A 17,670-nucleotide genomic window follows, 5' to 3' on the forward strand; every position below is an offset into this window, starting at 1 on the left:
ATTAGTTCGTAAACTGCTTAACAACATAAGGCACCATATAGTAACCATAAACTTTGCGTAAGGATTCGAGTGGCAAGATAACCAATATGGATAAATATAAGCGAATCACCAACGGAATCCGTATAGCCTGTAAATCATGATATAACTGCTGCTTTAAATCCTGACGGTTTTTTAACCCTTTAGTAAAAACCACTTGCCTCCCCATAGATTGGAACAACTGACTAAATAATAAGCTTTTAAATCGCAAAGGTGTGTCTTGCTCCAAATAAAAAGGCAGATGTTCTTTTACCAAGCGAGGCCAAACCATAAAGGCGCGTGGTGTTTTTCGTTTAGACTGCTCAATGGTAGAGTCTGCATGTTTATAATACAAATAGACATAGGTGTCTAAAAAAGCAACGCGTGAACTCATTCCCAATTTAATGTCCAAAGCAGTATCTTCATTATTCCGTATAGCTTCGTTATATAATCCTATTTTATCAAAAACTCTTTTTCGATACAAAAAGGCGGGTGGTCCAACCACAGTTTTTAAGCTAGAAAACCAATGCAAACCCCAATATGGAGGTTCTTTTCTTATAACCTTATGGGTTTCGTCATCAGGCTTACGGGTTTCTGAAATACCTTTGTAGGACTTGACCATTTTTCCAAAAACGGCATCGGTTTTTGGATAGGCTTCTAAAACAGCAATCAGTTTTTGTAATGCACCTGGATAGATTTCATCGTCCACATCAAATATATAAATATAATCCCCTTGTGCATGTTTTATGCCTGTATTTCGAGCAGCAGCAGCACCTTGCTTACTTTCAGCTAGAAGAGAAACTCGAGAGTCCAATTGCACCATTTTTCTTATGTATTCAACAGACGGATCCTGGGAGTTATTATCCACATAAATAAGTTCAAAATCTTGTATTTGCTGACTCAAGATAGAATGGTAGGATTTTTCTATAAAATCAGCACCATTATAAACAGGTATAACAACGGATAGCTTCATAGAGATGTCTGATTTTGTTTATGCCATAAAGACAAGGTCAGCAACATACTTACCGGATGCGCATAATGAACCGGATCCGTTGTTAAAAAATGCTGATAGGTGTCTTGAACTAGAGATTCGGGAATAAAGCTATGAAAATCTGGATTAAAAATTCGGCTTTGTAAAGCCTGGTCATTTTCAGCCCCCACAAACTGCAATTCCCAATTTCGCTGTACATAGGGTTTCCCTATAAAGGCTTGTCCTTCACGCTGCAATTTATTCCAAACCCGGTACGGCAAATTATAAGGGGCTTTATTATATAAATAGGTGTTTAAGCTAAAAGGTTTATGGTCTTGCCAGGTTATACGAGCAAGCTCTCTATCTTGTTGTAAATGGGCTATTTGCAAGCGTCTATCAGCCAAATAGGCTTCGGGAACTGTACAAATATAGTCACACATCCGGTTATCATAATAGGGCAAGGTAATGGGATGTGCGGCCGCAAATACGCTTAAATTAGTCGTCGTCCAACGGTGCGCCCACTGACTCGTTTTAAAAGCGCGAACTTTGGCACTCACGTTATCTATGGCAATAGCAGATAAATCGGTTTCTATCCGGCCCATGAGGTAGGAAGTAAAGTCGCCTGCCAAGCCCCAATATTGCCATAACTGCTGGGCAAGCTCCAAGCCTTTAGGCTTTACCATTTTCTTAAAAAGTAAAGGTATAATATCAGCTTCGGTCGTTTGTTCCGGAGCGCCACGGTCAAACAACACATCACCCCAATGCCCCAATGAAAAAACACCGTCCATAGCTTTTAATTGTGGTAAAACGGCCATTTGCCTTGGATGAGTAAACTCGGAGTAACAACCATTTATTTGAGCCAAGTCATCAATGCAATCCCATAAATACCCAGGTTGAATAATATAGGGGCTAAAGCGAAACCCACAAACCTGCGCAATGTCTTTACTAATCTCATGCTCTGCAAAACCGCCTTGAAAACTATAACTATACCCATGCACAGGGTTAGGCAAATCTTTTAGAATCAGTGCTTGACTCCTACTATCTAAACCACCAGACAGCGGCAAAATAACGGGATTATCACCCACCTGCTCTTTAGTTATGGTAGTAAGTAATTCAATGTATTCATCCAAAGTATCTTCAAAGGTTATGGCGCGTGGCGTGTAATGCCAACGAAACCAGGGTTTACTGTTGACTAAAAAACCTTCATCGTCTATAATATGATTATGGCCTGGAAGCAAACAGACTTCGTCCTTCCAATAGGTATCACCTCCCATAAAAAACCCTGTAGCCATAAAAACACAAATGGCCTCCAAATCGAGTTCGTGCGGCTGCTTGGCAATTTTAGCAAACTGTTGTTTACTAGGGAGTATGGGTGTTTTTATAGTCATGCGTTGAATATAGGACGAATATAATAAAAAAGACGTTTGGCATTCAGAGCAAAGCGAAGAATCTCAAAAATAGAGAAACTTTAGTCCCACCTTTCCTTGCATACCAAGCATATCATTCGTTATCATCCACTGGTCAATTGTCACTTGTCATTATTCATAATTAAGTTTCCACTTGTCACTTTCCACTTGTCACTTTCCACTTTTCACTTTTCACTTTTCACTTTCCACTTTCCACTTTTAACTTCCCTCTATAATCCCATGAGCCATCCACCATTTCTGCCAAGCATAAATATGCCAAACCCCCCAGGCATTATCATGTTTACCATCAAAAAAATCCTGAACATAAGCTTGTAAAATCGATACCTCTATAACCTCTTTACCATAAAAAGGCGTATCAAAAACAGCATGCATAACATCTGCTTGTAACGCCGTATGCAACCAGGCTTTTAAAGGCACGGTAAAACCCATTTTCTTTTGGTTTATTAAGGACTCTGGCACCTCCTCGGCTAGTAACGTTTTCAAATCCTTCTTCAAATCGTGTTTCGTCTTTAAATCACCTTTTTGCTGCCAAGCCCACGCAATACTTGTTTTATCCAAAAACGGCACACGTACTTCCAAACTATGCGCCATACTGGCCCGATCAACTTTTATCAAAACACGTTGCATATGGGCATAAAATTCATTCCATCGCAGTTGATGTAAAAGACTGGGTGCGCTAGAATTTGTAAAAGTATACAAGTCAGTCATGGTTTTCGAAAATGACCTATTCGGGAAAGCACCATCTAAAGTGGCAGCTGGCAACTTTAAATGCTTATTAGTAACAAAGGTATCAAAGCTCTTAAAATAAGGCGCCCAAGTTTTAGTTAACCCAAGGGTATTAGTGATTTGAGCTAACGGCTTCCTAATGGCATAAGGCAATTTAAACCACCATCGTTTTTGTAAAACATCCAACATCCTAGGATACCCAAAAAACAGTTCATCACCACCATCACCAGATAACATAACGGTATGTTTCTTTTTGGCTTCTTTTGAAATAACATAAGTGGGAATGCTAGAATAATCTCCAAAAGGTTCTGAAAAGGCTTTAAAATGTGCATCTATTTCTAACAATAAATCCAATTCTTTAACAGAAACAATATGCTGTGTAATATCCAAATGGGCCGCATAGCCCTTGGCTATCTCACTTTCGTTAAGCGCCGGGTTATCAACAGCCAAAGTAAAAGCTTCAATATCAGAAATGTGCTTTTTGGCATACGCACTAATCAACGGACTATCAATACCACCACTTAAAAAAGTAGCAATGGGCACATCACTAACTAACTGTTTAGAAACAGCTGTTTGTAAGATAGGGGTCAAACCGGTGTCCTTCAAATTAGGACCCTGTCTTTTTTTAAAAGTAACAAGCCTTTTATGTATAACCTCTCCAGCCCTATTCACTTGTATTAAATCACCAGGATTTACCTGAAAAATACCGCTATAAATAGTGTTAGGGGCTTGCATATAACCAAAACCAAAATAGTCTTTTACAATCTCTGGCTTTAATTCCAAAGAATCACAAAACCAAGCGTGTTTAAAAACCTGATCAAATTGCGATGCCATAACAACACCTTCATTTGCCACCCCATAAAACAAAGGCTTAATACCTGCAAAATCACGGGTCAGATACAAACAGTCTGTTTCCGTATCAATAATGGCAATGGCAAACATCCCATTCAGTAACGGTATAGTAGCTGCTACGCCTAATACATCTAATAAATGAATCAAGACCTCTGTGTCCGAAGTAGAATGTAAATCAGTTAGTGCATAGGTTGCAGCAAGATCTTGATAGTTATAAAGCTCACCATTAAACACCACCTGATAACGCCCACTCGGACTTTCCTTCGGCTGATTCCCCTGTGCCGAAACATCTAAAATAGCCAACCGATTAAATCCCAACTGGAACCCAGAACCTCTTGTGGTACACGAAGCGTCAGGCCCACGATGTTGGGATAAGGCCAAAAGGGCTTCAAAGGATGCCAACTCCGTTAAGGAGTTATGTTGAAAGGTAAATTCGCCTAGAAATCCGCACATAGCAATTTAAGGTATTAAGGATTTGTAAAGTCTTCGCAAGGCTTCTACTTCGGTTTCCACAGAAAAATGTTGCTGACTAAATGCAATGGCTTCTTGACTAAATTGCTTATATAAATCAGGGTTCTGCCATAACTGCAAAAGATGTGTAGCCGCGGCTTCAGAGTCATGAGGCGCTACACAAAATCCAGTTTGGTTATCCACAACCACTTCAGGTAAGCCATCACTATTGGAAACAATAGCTGGTATTCCTTGGGATTGAGCCTCTATAACTGACATGCCTAAAGATTCTGAATAACTCAACTGTAAATAGAAATCATATCGTTTTAACTGTGCTTTTATTTCGCTGTTGTCTAACCTGCCATGGTAGGTAACACAATCATGTAAGTCATACTTATCTATGAGGTAATAAACTTGTCCAGAATCAGCACCATCACCGTATAAATCATATTGAACAGGAATCCCGCGCGCTTTTATAAGTTTAATGGTTCGTAAATTACCAGCTATATTTTTTTCCCAACACATTCTAAAAGCAGAAACAACACGCATAACATTTGGGTCTGCCTGCTTAATGGAAGCGTCAAAGGCTTGACCAAAAGAAATGGGTATCACATGAATACGTTCTAAAGAAACACCCCATTTTTCGTGTAAATAGTTTTTTTGATGCATACTCATAACCACAAAAGCAGCTACAACATGCCCATAATTTTTATAAAAATCTTGCCATTTCACAGAATGCCATGGTTTAACATAAGTGTCGCCACCACGAAGTGTTATAACGACTCGAGGTCTTTGATCACGTGGCAAGTCTAGTAAATTTGTAACTTTAGAAAATAAATAGGATTGTTGCACATGTATAATGGCAGCCTGCTGTTCCAAACATAAAATTTCTAAATAATTCAATCTAGAATTATGTGTCAAGGCGTACCATTTTTCTTTTAACCAACGTTTTTTATAGCGGGGAACAAAAAAGTCTACCGTGTCATGCGTATTAAAAGCAACGACAGCTACGTGCAATTTAGTATCTGCCTTTAATGATTGAATAACCGGAGAAATATAGGGTTGATATACCTCTCCGTAGGTTTCAAAAAGCTGGATTAATTTAATTGGATTATGAATCATCGTTTTTAATTATGAACCTTTGTTTTCGAAGTTGATTACAGATTTAATCAATAGTTTAAACATGGACATCAAGGGTAATTTAAAATTACATTTCCGTCCTAAAGTCAAATAGTCAACAAAAATAGGTAATGAAAATAGCTTTCTTTTTAAGAAATAATCTTTGAGTACAACACTCTGTAAATCAATAAAATATTTCTGTAAACCTTCATTTTTAAAAAAGCCTTTATTTGATTCAATTAATTTTAATTTTAGAAGCAGATAGTTATTTATCTCTTCTAAAGTTAAAATATCATTCCGCAAAAGTATTTTTTTTAATAGTTGCTCTTCATTTAAACTAAAGCAATAATCTAGATATTTTAACAAGTTTAATCTAATACTTGCCGTATTCTCACGTTTTATTTGGGTTCTATTTTGAGACACTTGCCCATCATGCACCCGGTAGGACAATAAAACCCCTGGTAAATTTGCGAGCTTTCCATACTTCAAGAGCCGAACCCATAAATCGTAATCTTCTGCTGGCTCTCGATCCGAATTATATGCAACCTTGAACTTCTCAAAAACAGCTTTACGCAACATAACAGTTGGATGTCCAAAACATGTTTTCTGTAATAATTGCACTTTTATATCGCCATGATTAATAGGCACTTTCTTAATAATACCACTACCAATTATGCTATAGGTCGTTCCGCAAGCAACTACTTCAGGGTAGGCGTCCATAAATGTTACCTGTTTAGCAAAGCGTTCAGGCAAACTAATATCATCACCATCCATTCTGGCTATATACGCACCTTTGGCCATAGCTAAACCATAATTTAAACTATTAGTATAACCTGTGTTTTTAGGTTTTCTGATGAATTTGATTCTAGAGTCACTATAACCTTTTACAATAGAAACCGTTTTATCAGTTGAAGCGTCATCAATAATTAAAAACTCAAAATCAGTAAACGTTTGCCCTAAAATACTATCTATAGCTTCTCCAACATACTGGTCGCAGTTATAAATTGGCATTAAAACCGTTACTTTGGGGTTTGTATTCATCTTTTAAAGCTTAAAATCCTCATTAAAAAACACCCAATTCTCGCCTTTTTTGAATTGGGAAAAATTATACTGATCCATAACACCAAAAACGCGCTCTTGACATCCTGGATAAAACCGATCATGCAACTCAATAATCAAGCAACGCGTTTTAGGCAACCAACTATCATAATTTTTTTCAAAAAGAGCCATTTCTGCTCCTTCAATATCAATTTTTAAAATATCAATAATAGAAATTTCATACCTATCAATGATCGCTTGAATACTTACCGTTTGCACGGAAGACACTATGGATTTAGCATTAAGAATTTCTGTTGCTTGCTTTGTAACAAACCCCCATTTTCCAATCCCTTCATCAACAATTTCTAATAATTCATTGGTAGTATGATGTAAAGCATTTGGTAATAACACCACTTGTTTATAAGCCTTGGTATTCTTTTTTAAAACTCTAATATTTGAAGCTTCAGGCTCAATCGAGTAAATTTTAGTTTTCGGAAAACGATGAATGAAATACACTGCGGCTAAACCTACATTTGCTCCGGCATCAATAATAGTTTTTGGTTTAAATGGATAGTCAAGAGCGTATTCTTTGGCATCAAATATTTGTTTAAATGTTGCAAAATCTGAAGTGTGCCTTCTTAAATAAATAGGCTGTTTGTATTTCGGTATATATATGGTAATTCTAGTGTCATCTTTAAATTTTAAATAAGGAATTCGCCCCAATTGAAGTTTAACAAACTGTTTAAAACCTTCATAACCGTATGTTTTAAAAATCCTTAACAACTGAATCATAGAGTATTATTTAACGTGATAAATAAACAACTTAATATACGTTTAAAAAAATGTTTTTAGTAGTTAAAAGTATCTTGCTTTTATCGTATCTGCATTAATAAATAGATAAAACGAACTCCATCTTTCCAATCATTTTTAAAAACCTGAATGATTAACCCCAGTTTATTTCTAACCCCAGGACAATGATTCCGAAAAATCTGCCTATACCGCTTGGCCTCAACTTTTGCAATTAATTGCCTATCAGATTTGGTAAAACGCCCGTCTCCCCATGCCAAAAGTGCTGTTGTTAATTTTCTGTATAGCACATATTGCTCAAAAGGAGCGTTAGTAACAATCAAGGAGGTATTTGAATTGTGTTTCCGGACACAGGCCAACACATCAGGCAAGGCATAAAAGGGATAGTAATAAGCCACACGTCGCCAATATTCCCAGTCCTCGGAAAGCGTAAAATTGGTATTAAACAAACCCACTTTATCAATCACACTACGCCTTATAACCGGCGCTATCATTGAAAGCCTATTTTTAAATAGCAAGTCTTCAAACACATAACCATGGTTCCCTGTTTGGGTAATAACACGTCCCGTACGAACACCATCAGCATTAACAAACTCAATATTACCAGTAACCAAGCCAACCTCCGGATGGGATTTAAAAATAGGTATTTGTTTTTCTAGTTTCTCGGGTAACCAAAAATCATCATCATCACAAAAAGCTATATAGTCACCCTTACTTTTAGCAATACCAAAATTCCGAGCACCATTTACGCCTTTCGGATAATCTTTAGACCGTTTATAATAGCTAATCCGCGCGTCCTTTTTACAAATAGCATGCATGATGTCTGCCGTATTATCCCTGCTTCCATCATCAACAACTATACATTCCCAATGGGTATAGCTTTGTACCATAATACTATTCAGAGCGTCACCTATATAGCTTGCTCGATTAAAAGTGGGGATAATTATAGAAACGAGTTGTTGTTCTGCAACCATTTATAGTGTATAAGTTTTAAAATACATTTCTATTCTGTAAAATGATCTTTTTGAAAACAGCAAGACGTTTGTTACCAGTTGCAATTGAAAAACCACCCACCAATTTAAAGGTTTAACGCTATTACTTATAGCTTTAACCACAATCTTTACGTTTTCCTCATCTCGGTGTTCCAATGCTCTAAACAGAAAGTGAATAAGGAGTCTGTAAAAGTAATGTATCAGCTCTAAATCATTTAGAAGTATACTGCGCTTAAGGTTTTCTATAGCAATAGTTATTTCCGACGTTTTATAAACTGGATTATAAACCTTATTTTTAGACGATTTTGTCGTGTCATGCTGCCTATATAAAAAAAGCTTTTCAGAAATCACTACAAACTCATCATTATAAACATCAAAAAATAATCTTCCAAAAAACTCACTCTCCTGACCTCTCAAAATTTCAGGGTTAAAAAGTGTTTTGCCTATTAAAAATGACCGTTTAAACAGAACACAATTCGTAGTAATTTGATTGCGCCAAAGCACAAAACCTTTATATAAGGATAAACTATTATCCATTTGTAAAGAACCCAAAATCTCCATATCAACGCTTACAATGGTACCGGAGCATACCACAAAATTTATGGTATCTTTAAAAGCTGTTAATTTCTGTTTTAAAAACTCTGGCAACATCACATCATCATCATCAAACCATTGAATGTAATCACCTTTCGAAATCTCAAACCCATAGTTCCGAGCCCCATTGCCACCAGGCAAATGGCTGTCTGGCCGTTTATGGTATTGAAAGCGGCTGTCCTTGGCCATATAAGCTTTAAGTAGCGCTTCGGTGCCATCCGTACTCCCATCATCAACCACGATACACTCCCAATGGCTATAAGTTTGAGCCAATACCGAATCCAAGGTCTCGCTTAGTAAATGGGCCCGATTAAAAGTGGGAATAATAATGGAAACTAGTGGTTGCACGGACATGAAAACGTTTTATGGTACTAATATACAAGTATCAAGTTATAATCTATAATCTTTAACGACTTGTTCCAAAATGTCTTGTAGGGTTTCAATATGTAGTTGCATACTAAAATGATTCAAAATATGTATTTTCCCTGCGGCTCCTAGTTGTCGAGCATAGGCAACATTATCAAACACCTGCAACATATGTTTAGCCATCCCCGCCACATCATGTTCATCACACAACAAGCCCGTTTGTCCATGTATAATAACATCAGGAATACCAGCATGATTCGTTGCTATTACAGGTAAACCAGCAACGCTAGCTTCCAAGACAGCCAAGGGCGTGCCTTCCATATCACCATTACTAGCAGTTATAGAATGTTGCACAAAAGCTAACGATTCTGATAGTATATGTCTGTAAGTTTCGGGTGTTATGACACCTAAAAATTGAACGTGTTTTTCAATACCATAGTGCTTAACAAGGTTTTGACACATATTAAGCAATACACCATCACCTGCCAAAAGCAATTGAGCATCAGGATGTTTCGCAACGACTTCTTTAAAAGCCATAATCGTATAATAAGGCGCTTTCTTATCCGTAAAACGGCCAATGCCTATAAACTGCTTTTTCGCATAATTTGGTTTAACCAATTCAAATTCAGGCTGTGGTCCATATACATTATAAACCAGCTTGCCTTTTGGACAGCTTAGCGTTAACAACATCTGTTCCATCTTTCTGGAAACCGCTATAATTTTAGAGGCTATACTAAAAACTTCTTGGTAATTATTGCAATTTATTAAAGTTTCGTAAACACTCGCATCATAGCCATGAAAATGAACCACGAAAGGCAAACCGCTTTGTTTCAAAATGGGCAATAAATGATGAGCATGTGTGCCATACTCTACTAAAACAACATCTATAGCATGTCTTTTTAATGATGCTAAAACCGACTGCTCTTGAACATAAGAATAAGAATAATTTTTAAATTTGCGAATGAAACGATAACGCAAAATTTGTAATTTAGAAACCAAACTTCCAGCACCTTCTAATCTGATGCGCGCTTTTGTTCCAAAATAATAAAAAACAGAACCTTTCAGGTAGTTTTTATGTGCCTGAATAAAGGTTTCCGAATATGGGTTCTGACTGGGTGAAAAAATGGCAATGTTCATCTGCTTAATTTTTTTAACACCTTTCTTAACAATACAGCTTCACGAGTTTTATTCCTTTTATTTTTCAGTAAATTATAATAGACTTTAAAAAAACGTTTAGGTGTATACTTTAAGGTAAATCGGAGCGCATGTGGCATCTGAATTGAAAAACCATCAACAATTACGCTTGTTTTATTGTTCCCATCGAACACAAAGCAACCCAAAACATCTTCGATTTTTACTGGCTTAAAAAGATAAAAAGCACGAATTAAAAACCAATAATCCATTGTATAGTGTTCATCATTTGGAAAATTTCCGATAGTTTCCTGAACCTTTCTTTTATAAAAATAACTAACAGGGTTTAAAGGGAAACGTCCTTTTATAATCGATAAATCTTGCCACAATATAGTTGCATTTGTACTCGTTTCAAGTACCCCATTTCGATCAACATCTAAATTACCCACAATAATATCAGCACTAGGATAATCCTTAAACTTGTCAACAATAATCTGAAAAGCATCTGGGTAAAAATAATCATCAGCATTTAAATACACAATTAAATCTCCAGTACATAATCCAAAAGCTTTGTTCATAGCATCCGATTGCCCACTATCTTTTTCGGATATCCAATTGATATGTGCATGTTTTTTAAGTATCTCTACCGTATTGTCTGATGATAAACCGTCCACAACTATATGCTCCCAATTGGTATAACCTTGCGCTAAAACACTAGCAATACTCGTTTCTATATATTTACCAGAATTATAACTGGGTGTTAATACACTAATTTTCATTTAATAAAGCGTTAACAATTAATAACCTCTCAGATCTTTTACCATACAGATAATACACTCTATTTCTCTTTTAAAAACTTCTCATTATAAACTAAACGAATCCCGTCTTTCAAACCTATCTTATGTTTCCAGCCCAAACCATGAATTTTACTAACGTCTAATAATTTACGTGGCGTACCATCAGGTTTGTCAGTATTCCAATCAATAGTTCCTTTAAAACCAGTAATATCTTGGATTAAAAGCGCTAGGTCTTGGATAGATAAATCTGTTCCCGTACCAATATTAATAGGTGCATTCCCGGTGTAATGTGTCATTAAAAAGCAGCAAGCTTCAGCCAAATCATCCACATGCAAAAATTCGCGCATGGGTTTTCCTGAACCCCAAACCTCAACACGAGGTAAATTGGCTTCTTTCGCAGCATGAAACTTACGCAACAAAGCGGGTAGCACATGGGAATTCTTTAAATCGTAATTATCATTCGGTCCATATAAATTAGTAGGCATAGCGGAAATAAAATTACAACCATATTGTCTATTATAATTTTCACAAAGTTTCACACCTGCTATTTTCGCAATAGCATAAGGCTCATTGGTCGGTTCTAAAGCACCAGTTAACATACTAGATTCCTGTATTGGCTGCTCCGCATATTTTGGATAGATACAGGACGACCCTAAAAACAAAAGTTTCTTGACGGCATGCACATAACTCTGATGAATCACGTTCGCCTCCATCATAAGATTCTCATATAAAAAATCGGCACGATACGTATTATTAGCGACAATCCCACCTACTTTAGCGGCCGCGAGAAACACATAGTCTGGTTTTTCCGTTTCAAAAAACGTAGAAACGGCTTGCTGATTGGTTAAATCTAGTTCTTTAGAGCTTCTATAAAGCAAATTCGTAAATCCTTGGGCTTCCAAGGCTCTCATAATGGCAGAACCTACCATTCCAGTATGACCAGCAACATATATTTTAGCGTTTTTATTCATGCTTAAAAGAGGCTTTCTGCGCGTTGGAATCAAAACCACCTGCTTTTAAATAGGCTTCTTTCTGGCACATGTTTAAATCATAAACCATCATTTCGGTTATTAATGTCTTCAAGGTATATTTCGGCTCCCAATTCAACAATTCTTTACATTTATCCGCATTTCCCACTAATAAATCTACTTCTGTTGGTCTATAATAATTAGGATCTATTTTTACAACTACCTGGCCAATGGGCAATTGGTATTCCAAATCATGGCAAGCAGAAACTACCGCCACCTCATCAGCGCCTTTACCCGAAAAGATAAGTTCAATTCCAACCTCTTTAAAAGCCATATTCACAAAATCTCGAACACTTGTAGTAACACCTGTAGCTATCACATAATCCCTGGGTGTGTCCTGTTGCAACATCAGCCACATAGCTTCTACGTAATCTTTGGCATGTCCCCAATCGCGTTGCGCATCTAGATTTCCTAAATATAAAACATCTTGTTGCTTTAAAGCAATCCGACTGGCTGCGCGTGTAATTTTTCGAGACACAAAGGTCTCTCCACGCAAAGGGGATTCGTGATTAAACAAAATCCCATTACAAGCGTACATATTATAAGCTTCTCTATAATTAACGGTAATCCAGTAGGCATACAATTTTGCCACACCATAAGGCGATCTTGGATAAAATGGTGTCGTTTCACATTGCGGGGTTTCTTGTACTAAACCATATAATTCCGACGTGGAAGCTTGATAGATTTTAGTTTTTTCTGTAAGCCCCAATAAACGAACGGCTTCTAGAATCCGCAAGGTTCCCAAACCATCTACGTTGGCGGTATATTCCGGCGTATCAAAACTCACTTTTACATGACTCATGGCACCCAAATTATAAATCTCATCAGGGTGCACATCTTGAATAATCCGCGTGATATTCATCGCATCACTTAAATCGCCATAATGTAAGGTAAACCGAATATCTTCCTCATGCGGATCTTGATATAAATGATCTACACGGTCTGTATTTAATAAAGAGGCGCGACGTTTAATACCATGTACCTGATAGCCTTTTTCTAGCAAAAGCTCGGCCAAATAGGCACCATCTTGTCCGGTGACCCCTGTAATTAATGCTGTTTTTTGATTTTTCATTTTAAACTTGACACCTCTTATTATTTTAATATAGTCTTAAACAAGTCAATATACGAATCTGCTTGAATTTTTAAATCATATTTTTTAATAGCATGCGCTCTAATAGATTCTCTATCAAATGAGTCCATGGTTACAAGAAACGTGTCAATCGTGTCTAATAATGCCATACTATTAACCGTTTTAGTCAACAAACCATTTTCACCATCTTGAATCATATCTGGAATGCCTCCAATTGGAAACCCTATAACGGGTGTACCGCACATAAGCGATTCTAAAACCGTATTAGGCAAGTTATCCATTAATGAGGGAATAACAAATACATCGGCAGCAGAATAGGCCATACTCATTAAGCGTTCATCATAAATAGAACCTAATTCAATCGTATTCTTAACAGACTCTAATGCACTTTTTTTACTCCCTACAGCACATAAAATCACATCATCACGTTGCATCAAGTCAAAAGCTTTTTTTAAATAGGCATATCCCTTTCGGTGATTACTAATGGAATCGGCTACAAATAAAATAACTTTTTTATTTTTGGGGATATTTAAAATCGCTCTTGAATAATTTCTATTTCTGGGTTGAAATACTTCAGCATTAATCCCATAAGGAATACAATACACTGGTTTTGATTTAAAAACAGTACTGTTTTGAGCTTCTAGTCCCAACCATTCCGAAGGTGCAACGATACTAATATTTGAGGCAGATTGTATGGCTTTAAATTTTAAAGATAAGTTTTCTTTAAATACACGTTTCTCTAGTTCTGATAGCTCTCTTGATAGAGGCTCTCCAACTGAATCTATACCTAAAGTTGTTTCCAAATAGTGTTCGCCACCCGTAAACGGATTCATATCATGCAAGGTCCAAACCACGGGTTTGGTGTTTTTTCTGAAAAAGGACTCATAATCTAAAAAACTGGCTACCCAATGCAAATTAATGATGTCGGCTTCTTGATAAAGTGGAGAACTGGTGATGTCGAAATTTGAATCTGGAAAACTAAATAATTCCAAACCAGATTCCCGTTGTTTTAAAAATTGCTGTTCTTTAGATGCTTTTGGTTTGTTAAGAATACCCATAACACGTAAAAAAAGCAATACTTTTTCTTTTAAAATATGAAACTTACTTTTGGATGAATGGCTTTTATGAAATTGAAATGTTTTAGGTAATGATTTTTCCTTATGTCTTAAAAGCACTTTAGAATCAACCGCTTTATGCAACAAACCTTCATGCAAACGCAAACAGGCATTTGCGGCGCCTCCTCTATCGTATGTGTTGACTATTAGTATTTTCATTTATGCTGTTTAATTCCATAGATATTTAACTGCATATCCATACCACAATATTCCGTTAACTTTACAAATGGAGATTTGCTTGATATCCCAGGAGAAGAAATATAGAGTCTAAAGCCCGCTTCTTTTAGTATTTGTATAATTTCATTCAATGTCTGTTCCTGCCCAACAAAAGAATGATATTCTACAAATATACGTGCCACATTCTCTAAATCTTCAGCTATATCTTTTAATACTGTGGTTTCTGCACCTTCTATATCTAATTTCAAAAAATCTACAGGTTTTTGTAAATAAGGTTTTAAGGAAGTCACTGGTATATCATGACTATTGGAATTATCACTTTTATTAATCGTTTCTAATAATCCAGCATCCGCACCTTCTGACTTGAACTTTAAAGTTGTTTCTTCATTCCATAAACCCTTTTTAATAAGTTTAACAGTATCAAAAGCACAACTCTTTATATTAGACTCCAAAATATCATAGATATAGGAATCTGGTTCAAATGCCACAATCTCTGCATCAGGAAATAGTTTCTTAAAATAAATAGTCGCTAATCCTATATTGGCACCACCATCAATGATATATGGCGACTGATTTTTAGTTTTAAACTTATAAATTTCAGTTCTAAAAATCTCATCGTACATAAATAAGAAAGAAGCACTATCAGGAATAACCAACTTAAACCCATCAATAACAGCTGATGTTTTTGTATATCTTGGTACTCGTTTTAATTTTTCGAATTCAGTTTCAGACTTTAAAGAAATCTTATTAAGCTTTCGCTTTATAAGTGCTTTAATCTCTGGAGAAATATACTTCTTCATTTATAAATAGTTAAAAAATTCTAATTCAACTTTTGAAAGACTCTCGAAAGATTGAATTAATTCAACTGAAATCTCTTCTTTATATGAACCTACTTTTCCTTTTCTAATAAAGTCTTCATTTGCATCCCATTCTTTATTATTCCAACCAAATTCTTTTTCTTTCTTCTTCATTTGCTCAAAAGAGTTTCCTTCTATAGCTTTATAAATTAAATCGTCCGTGCAACTTAATTTAGCAAACTCTACAATTTTTTTTAATTCCTTAAAGGCATCCTGAATTAAATCTTCATATTTTATTATTAGTATTTCAGCATTAAAAGGGTTATCTAACCAAATTCGAGTATGTTCATGCCATCTACATGGATATACATCTTTACCCTCAAGAACCATCTCCTTTAATGTTACTTGCTTTTTCATAGCTTGATGCATTGCATAATAAGATGCCATGGCGTCTCTACCATCTCGAACCAAATGAATTACACGTTTCATTTCTTTTCTTGGAAGCTCATGCGTTTTAAAAAATACCACATCATGAAATCTTTTATAGTATTGTTTCCCATGAACATCCGGAATCAACTCTTGCGTTAGTGAATCTGGTAGCATGGACGTTTCTATACCATATTGTAAACCAGCTATCAGGTTTTGCATCCATGTATTTCCGGACTTTGGAAAACCTGCAATAAAAATATCCTGTGGTTTTGTTTCTGTAATGGGTAAAAAATTATTCATACGCATCTTATTTTCTGTTTGTTGTGCAATACGCTCATCAAACTTTAAAATACGCTTCATATTTTTTTTTAATTTATTCATCTAAGGTCCATTCTAATTTAGGTGAAACAAGTCCAGGCCATTTTTCAATGTAAGTAGAACCTCCAGCATGTTCACCTTCTATATCAACAAGTAAGACATCAATAGGTTCTATAAGCATTATCTTACCTGGAATTCCGGCGTTTAGAGTTAACGTATATTGCGTTTTATTTAATAAAAATTCTGGTATGATGAGTTTTAATGTATGTTCTCCTTTTGCAATACCTAATTTGGTTAATTCATGTGAACTAGTGACAAATGCTATAACACCATAGGTGTTTTTAACACTTAAATTAAAACGCATGCCTTTTATCTCCGTTTTGGCTAAAAAAGTGATCTGAATATGGATGGCTTCAGACTGCAAAAATGCCGACCTAATGCGTTGTGTTGTATCTGTAACAGAAACTTGCAACAACTGTATCTCGTTATTACTAACTTCATCAGCAACATATTCAACCAAACCACTACTTAACTGCATATTTTCATTATTCAAATAAAAATCCACAGCGTCATCCGTTCCACCTTCAAAAACCGTTTTCCCGTGCTCCAAAACAATAGCCCGAGTACACAAGCTTTTTACAGCGGCCATATTATGACTCACAAACAACACCGTCCGCCCATCACCTTGACTAATATCCTGCATTTTGCCAATGGCCTTTTTTTGGAATTCGGCATCGCCAACAGCCAACACCTCATCAATCACCAAAATATCAGGTTCTAAAAAAGCGGCAACGGCAAAAGCCAAGCGTACGCGCATACCACTACTATACCGTTTTACAGGGGTATCTACATAACGCTCACAACCAGAAAAAGCAATAATTTCGTCCTCTTTGCTGCGTATTTCAGCCTTACTCATCCCTAGAATAGCCCCATTTAAATAAATATTCTCACGCCCAGTGAGTTCGGGGTGAAACCCCGTTCCTACTTCCAGTAAACTAGCAATGCGGCCTTTGGTTTTAATTTCACCAGTTGTAGGGATCGTAACCCGACTTAATATTTTAAGCAGCGTACTTTTTCCAGCCCCATTTTTCCCAATAATACCCAATACTTCACCGCGCTGTACTTCAAAATTAATGTCTTGCAACGCCCAAACATAATCACTATCCGCTTTAGCACTGCGGTCGTTTACAGAACCCACTTTTAAATACGGATCTTCCTTTCCGCGAATACCAGCCCACCACCTGTTCAAATCATGACTAATGGTACCAGTACCCACAAGCCCCAAGCGGTATTGTTTGCTGATGTTTTCGGCTTTTAAAATGACACTCATATTCTATAATTCGTTATTCGATATTCAATGTTTCATTATTCAAACCTCTATAATTCTAACCCGTCAACTGTTAACTGCGACGGCGACTGCGACTATAAAAAA

Annotated in this window: 16 protein-coding genes; all 16 read right to left on the reverse strand. The window is 36.3% G+C overall.

From position 1 onward, the window contains the following. Position 1: 1 nt before the first annotated feature. Positions 2 to 988, reverse strand: coding sequence for a glycosyltransferase family 2 protein (locus tag GMA17_RS08115; protein ID WP_248395105.1), 987 nt, complete (start codon positions 986 to 988; stop codon positions 2 to 4). Further along, a complete protein-coding gene (locus tag GMA17_RS08120) occupies positions 985 to 2,373 on the reverse strand; it encodes an asparagine synthase-related protein (RefSeq protein WP_248395106.1) in 1,389 nt (462 codons plus the stop codon). The genes GMA17_RS08115 and GMA17_RS08120 overlap by 4 nt, the downstream gene beginning before the upstream one ends. 237 nt (positions 2,374 to 2,610) lie before the next feature. Continuing rightward, positions 2,611 to 4,443: an asparagine synthase (glutamine-hydrolyzing) gene (gene asnB / locus GMA17_RS08125; protein ID WP_248395107.1), complete on the reverse strand. Its 1,833-nt coding sequence runs from the start codon at positions 4,441 to 4,443 to the stop codon at positions 2,611 to 2,613. 6 nt (positions 4,444 to 4,449) lie between these two features. Beyond that, complete coding sequence (locus GMA17_RS08130) at positions 4,450 to 5,562, reverse strand: glycosyltransferase family 4 protein (RefSeq protein WP_248395108.1); 1,113 nt, start codon at positions 5,560 to 5,562, stop codon at positions 4,450 to 4,452. A 9-nt stretch (positions 5,563 to 5,571) separates the two neighbouring features. Then, positions 5,572 to 6,600 carry a glycosyltransferase family 2 protein gene (locus GMA17_RS08135; RefSeq protein WP_248395109.1) on the reverse strand — a complete coding sequence of 343 codons (1,029 nt, stop codon included), beginning with the start codon at positions 6,598 to 6,600 and terminating at the stop codon, positions 5,572 to 5,574. Positions 6,601 to 6,603: 3 nt separating this feature from the next. Continuing rightward, positions 6,604 to 7,389 (reverse strand): FkbM family methyltransferase, encoded by a 786-nt coding sequence (locus tag GMA17_RS08140; RefSeq protein ID WP_248395110.1) that lies wholly within the window; start codon positions 7,387 to 7,389, stop codon positions 6,604 to 6,606. An 80-nt stretch (positions 7,390 to 7,469) separates the two neighbouring features. Next, the gene (locus GMA17_RS08145) at positions 7,470 to 8,378 is read right to left on the reverse strand and encodes a glycosyltransferase (protein WP_248395111.1); all 909 of its coding nucleotides are present in this window, start codon (positions 8,376 to 8,378) and stop codon (positions 7,470 to 7,472) included. Beyond that, positions 8,379 to 9,344, reverse strand: a complete 966-nt coding sequence (locus GMA17_RS08150) for a glycosyltransferase family 2 protein (protein WP_248395112.1) — start codon at positions 9,342 to 9,344, stop codon at positions 8,379 to 8,381. 36 nt (positions 9,345 to 9,380) lie between these two features. Then, positions 9,381 to 10,493: a glycosyltransferase gene (locus GMA17_RS08155; protein WP_248395113.1), complete on the reverse strand. Its 1,113-nt coding sequence runs from the start codon at positions 10,491 to 10,493 to the stop codon at positions 9,381 to 9,383. After that, the gene (locus GMA17_RS08160; protein WP_248395114.1) at positions 10,490 to 11,266 is read right to left on the reverse strand and encodes a glycosyltransferase family 2 protein; all 777 of its coding nucleotides are present in this window, start codon (positions 11,264 to 11,266) and stop codon (positions 10,490 to 10,492) included. The genes GMA17_RS08155 and GMA17_RS08160 overlap by 4 nt, the downstream gene beginning before the upstream one ends. Before the next feature lie 59 nt (positions 11,267 to 11,325). Further along, positions 11,326 to 12,255 (reverse strand): GDP-L-fucose synthase, encoded by a 930-nt coding sequence (locus GMA17_RS08165; RefSeq protein ID WP_248395115.1) that lies wholly within the window; start codon positions 12,253 to 12,255, stop codon positions 11,326 to 11,328. Next, positions 12,248 to 13,384, reverse strand: coding sequence for a GDP-mannose 4,6-dehydratase (gene gmd / locus GMA17_RS08170; RefSeq protein WP_248395116.1), 1,137 nt, complete (start codon positions 13,382 to 13,384; stop codon positions 12,248 to 12,250). The genes GMA17_RS08165 and gmd overlap by 8 nt, the downstream gene beginning before the upstream one ends. A gap of 20 nt (positions 13,385 to 13,404) precedes the next feature. Further along, positions 13,405 to 14,676, reverse strand: coding sequence for a glycosyltransferase (locus GMA17_RS08175; protein ID WP_248395117.1), 1,272 nt, complete (start codon positions 14,674 to 14,676; stop codon positions 13,405 to 13,407). Further along, positions 14,673 to 15,494: an FkbM family methyltransferase gene (locus tag GMA17_RS08180; protein ID WP_248395118.1), complete on the reverse strand. Its 822-nt coding sequence runs from the start codon at positions 15,492 to 15,494 to the stop codon at positions 14,673 to 14,675. Before GMA17_RS08180 ends, GMA17_RS08175 begins: the two co-directional genes overlap by 4 nt. Continuing rightward, positions 15,495 to 16,301, reverse strand: a complete 807-nt coding sequence (locus tag GMA17_RS08185) for a sulfotransferase domain-containing protein (RefSeq protein ID WP_248395119.1) — start codon at positions 16,299 to 16,301, stop codon at positions 15,495 to 15,497. It abuts the gene before it with no gap. Further along, on the reverse strand, positions 16,294 to 17,568 hold the full coding sequence (locus tag GMA17_RS08190) for an ABC transporter ATP-binding protein (protein WP_248395120.1): 1,275 nt from the start codon (positions 17,566 to 17,568) through the stop codon (positions 16,294 to 16,296). Before GMA17_RS08190 ends, GMA17_RS08185 begins: the two co-directional genes overlap by 8 nt. Positions 17,569 to 17,670: the final 102 nt, after the last annotated feature.

The sequence above is a fragment of the Bizionia sp. M204 genome (assembly GCF_023205095.1).
In the GTDB taxonomy this organism is placed as follows: Bacteria; Bacteroidota; Bacteroidia; order Flavobacteriales; family Flavobacteriaceae; genus Algorimicrobium; species Algorimicrobium hallyeonense.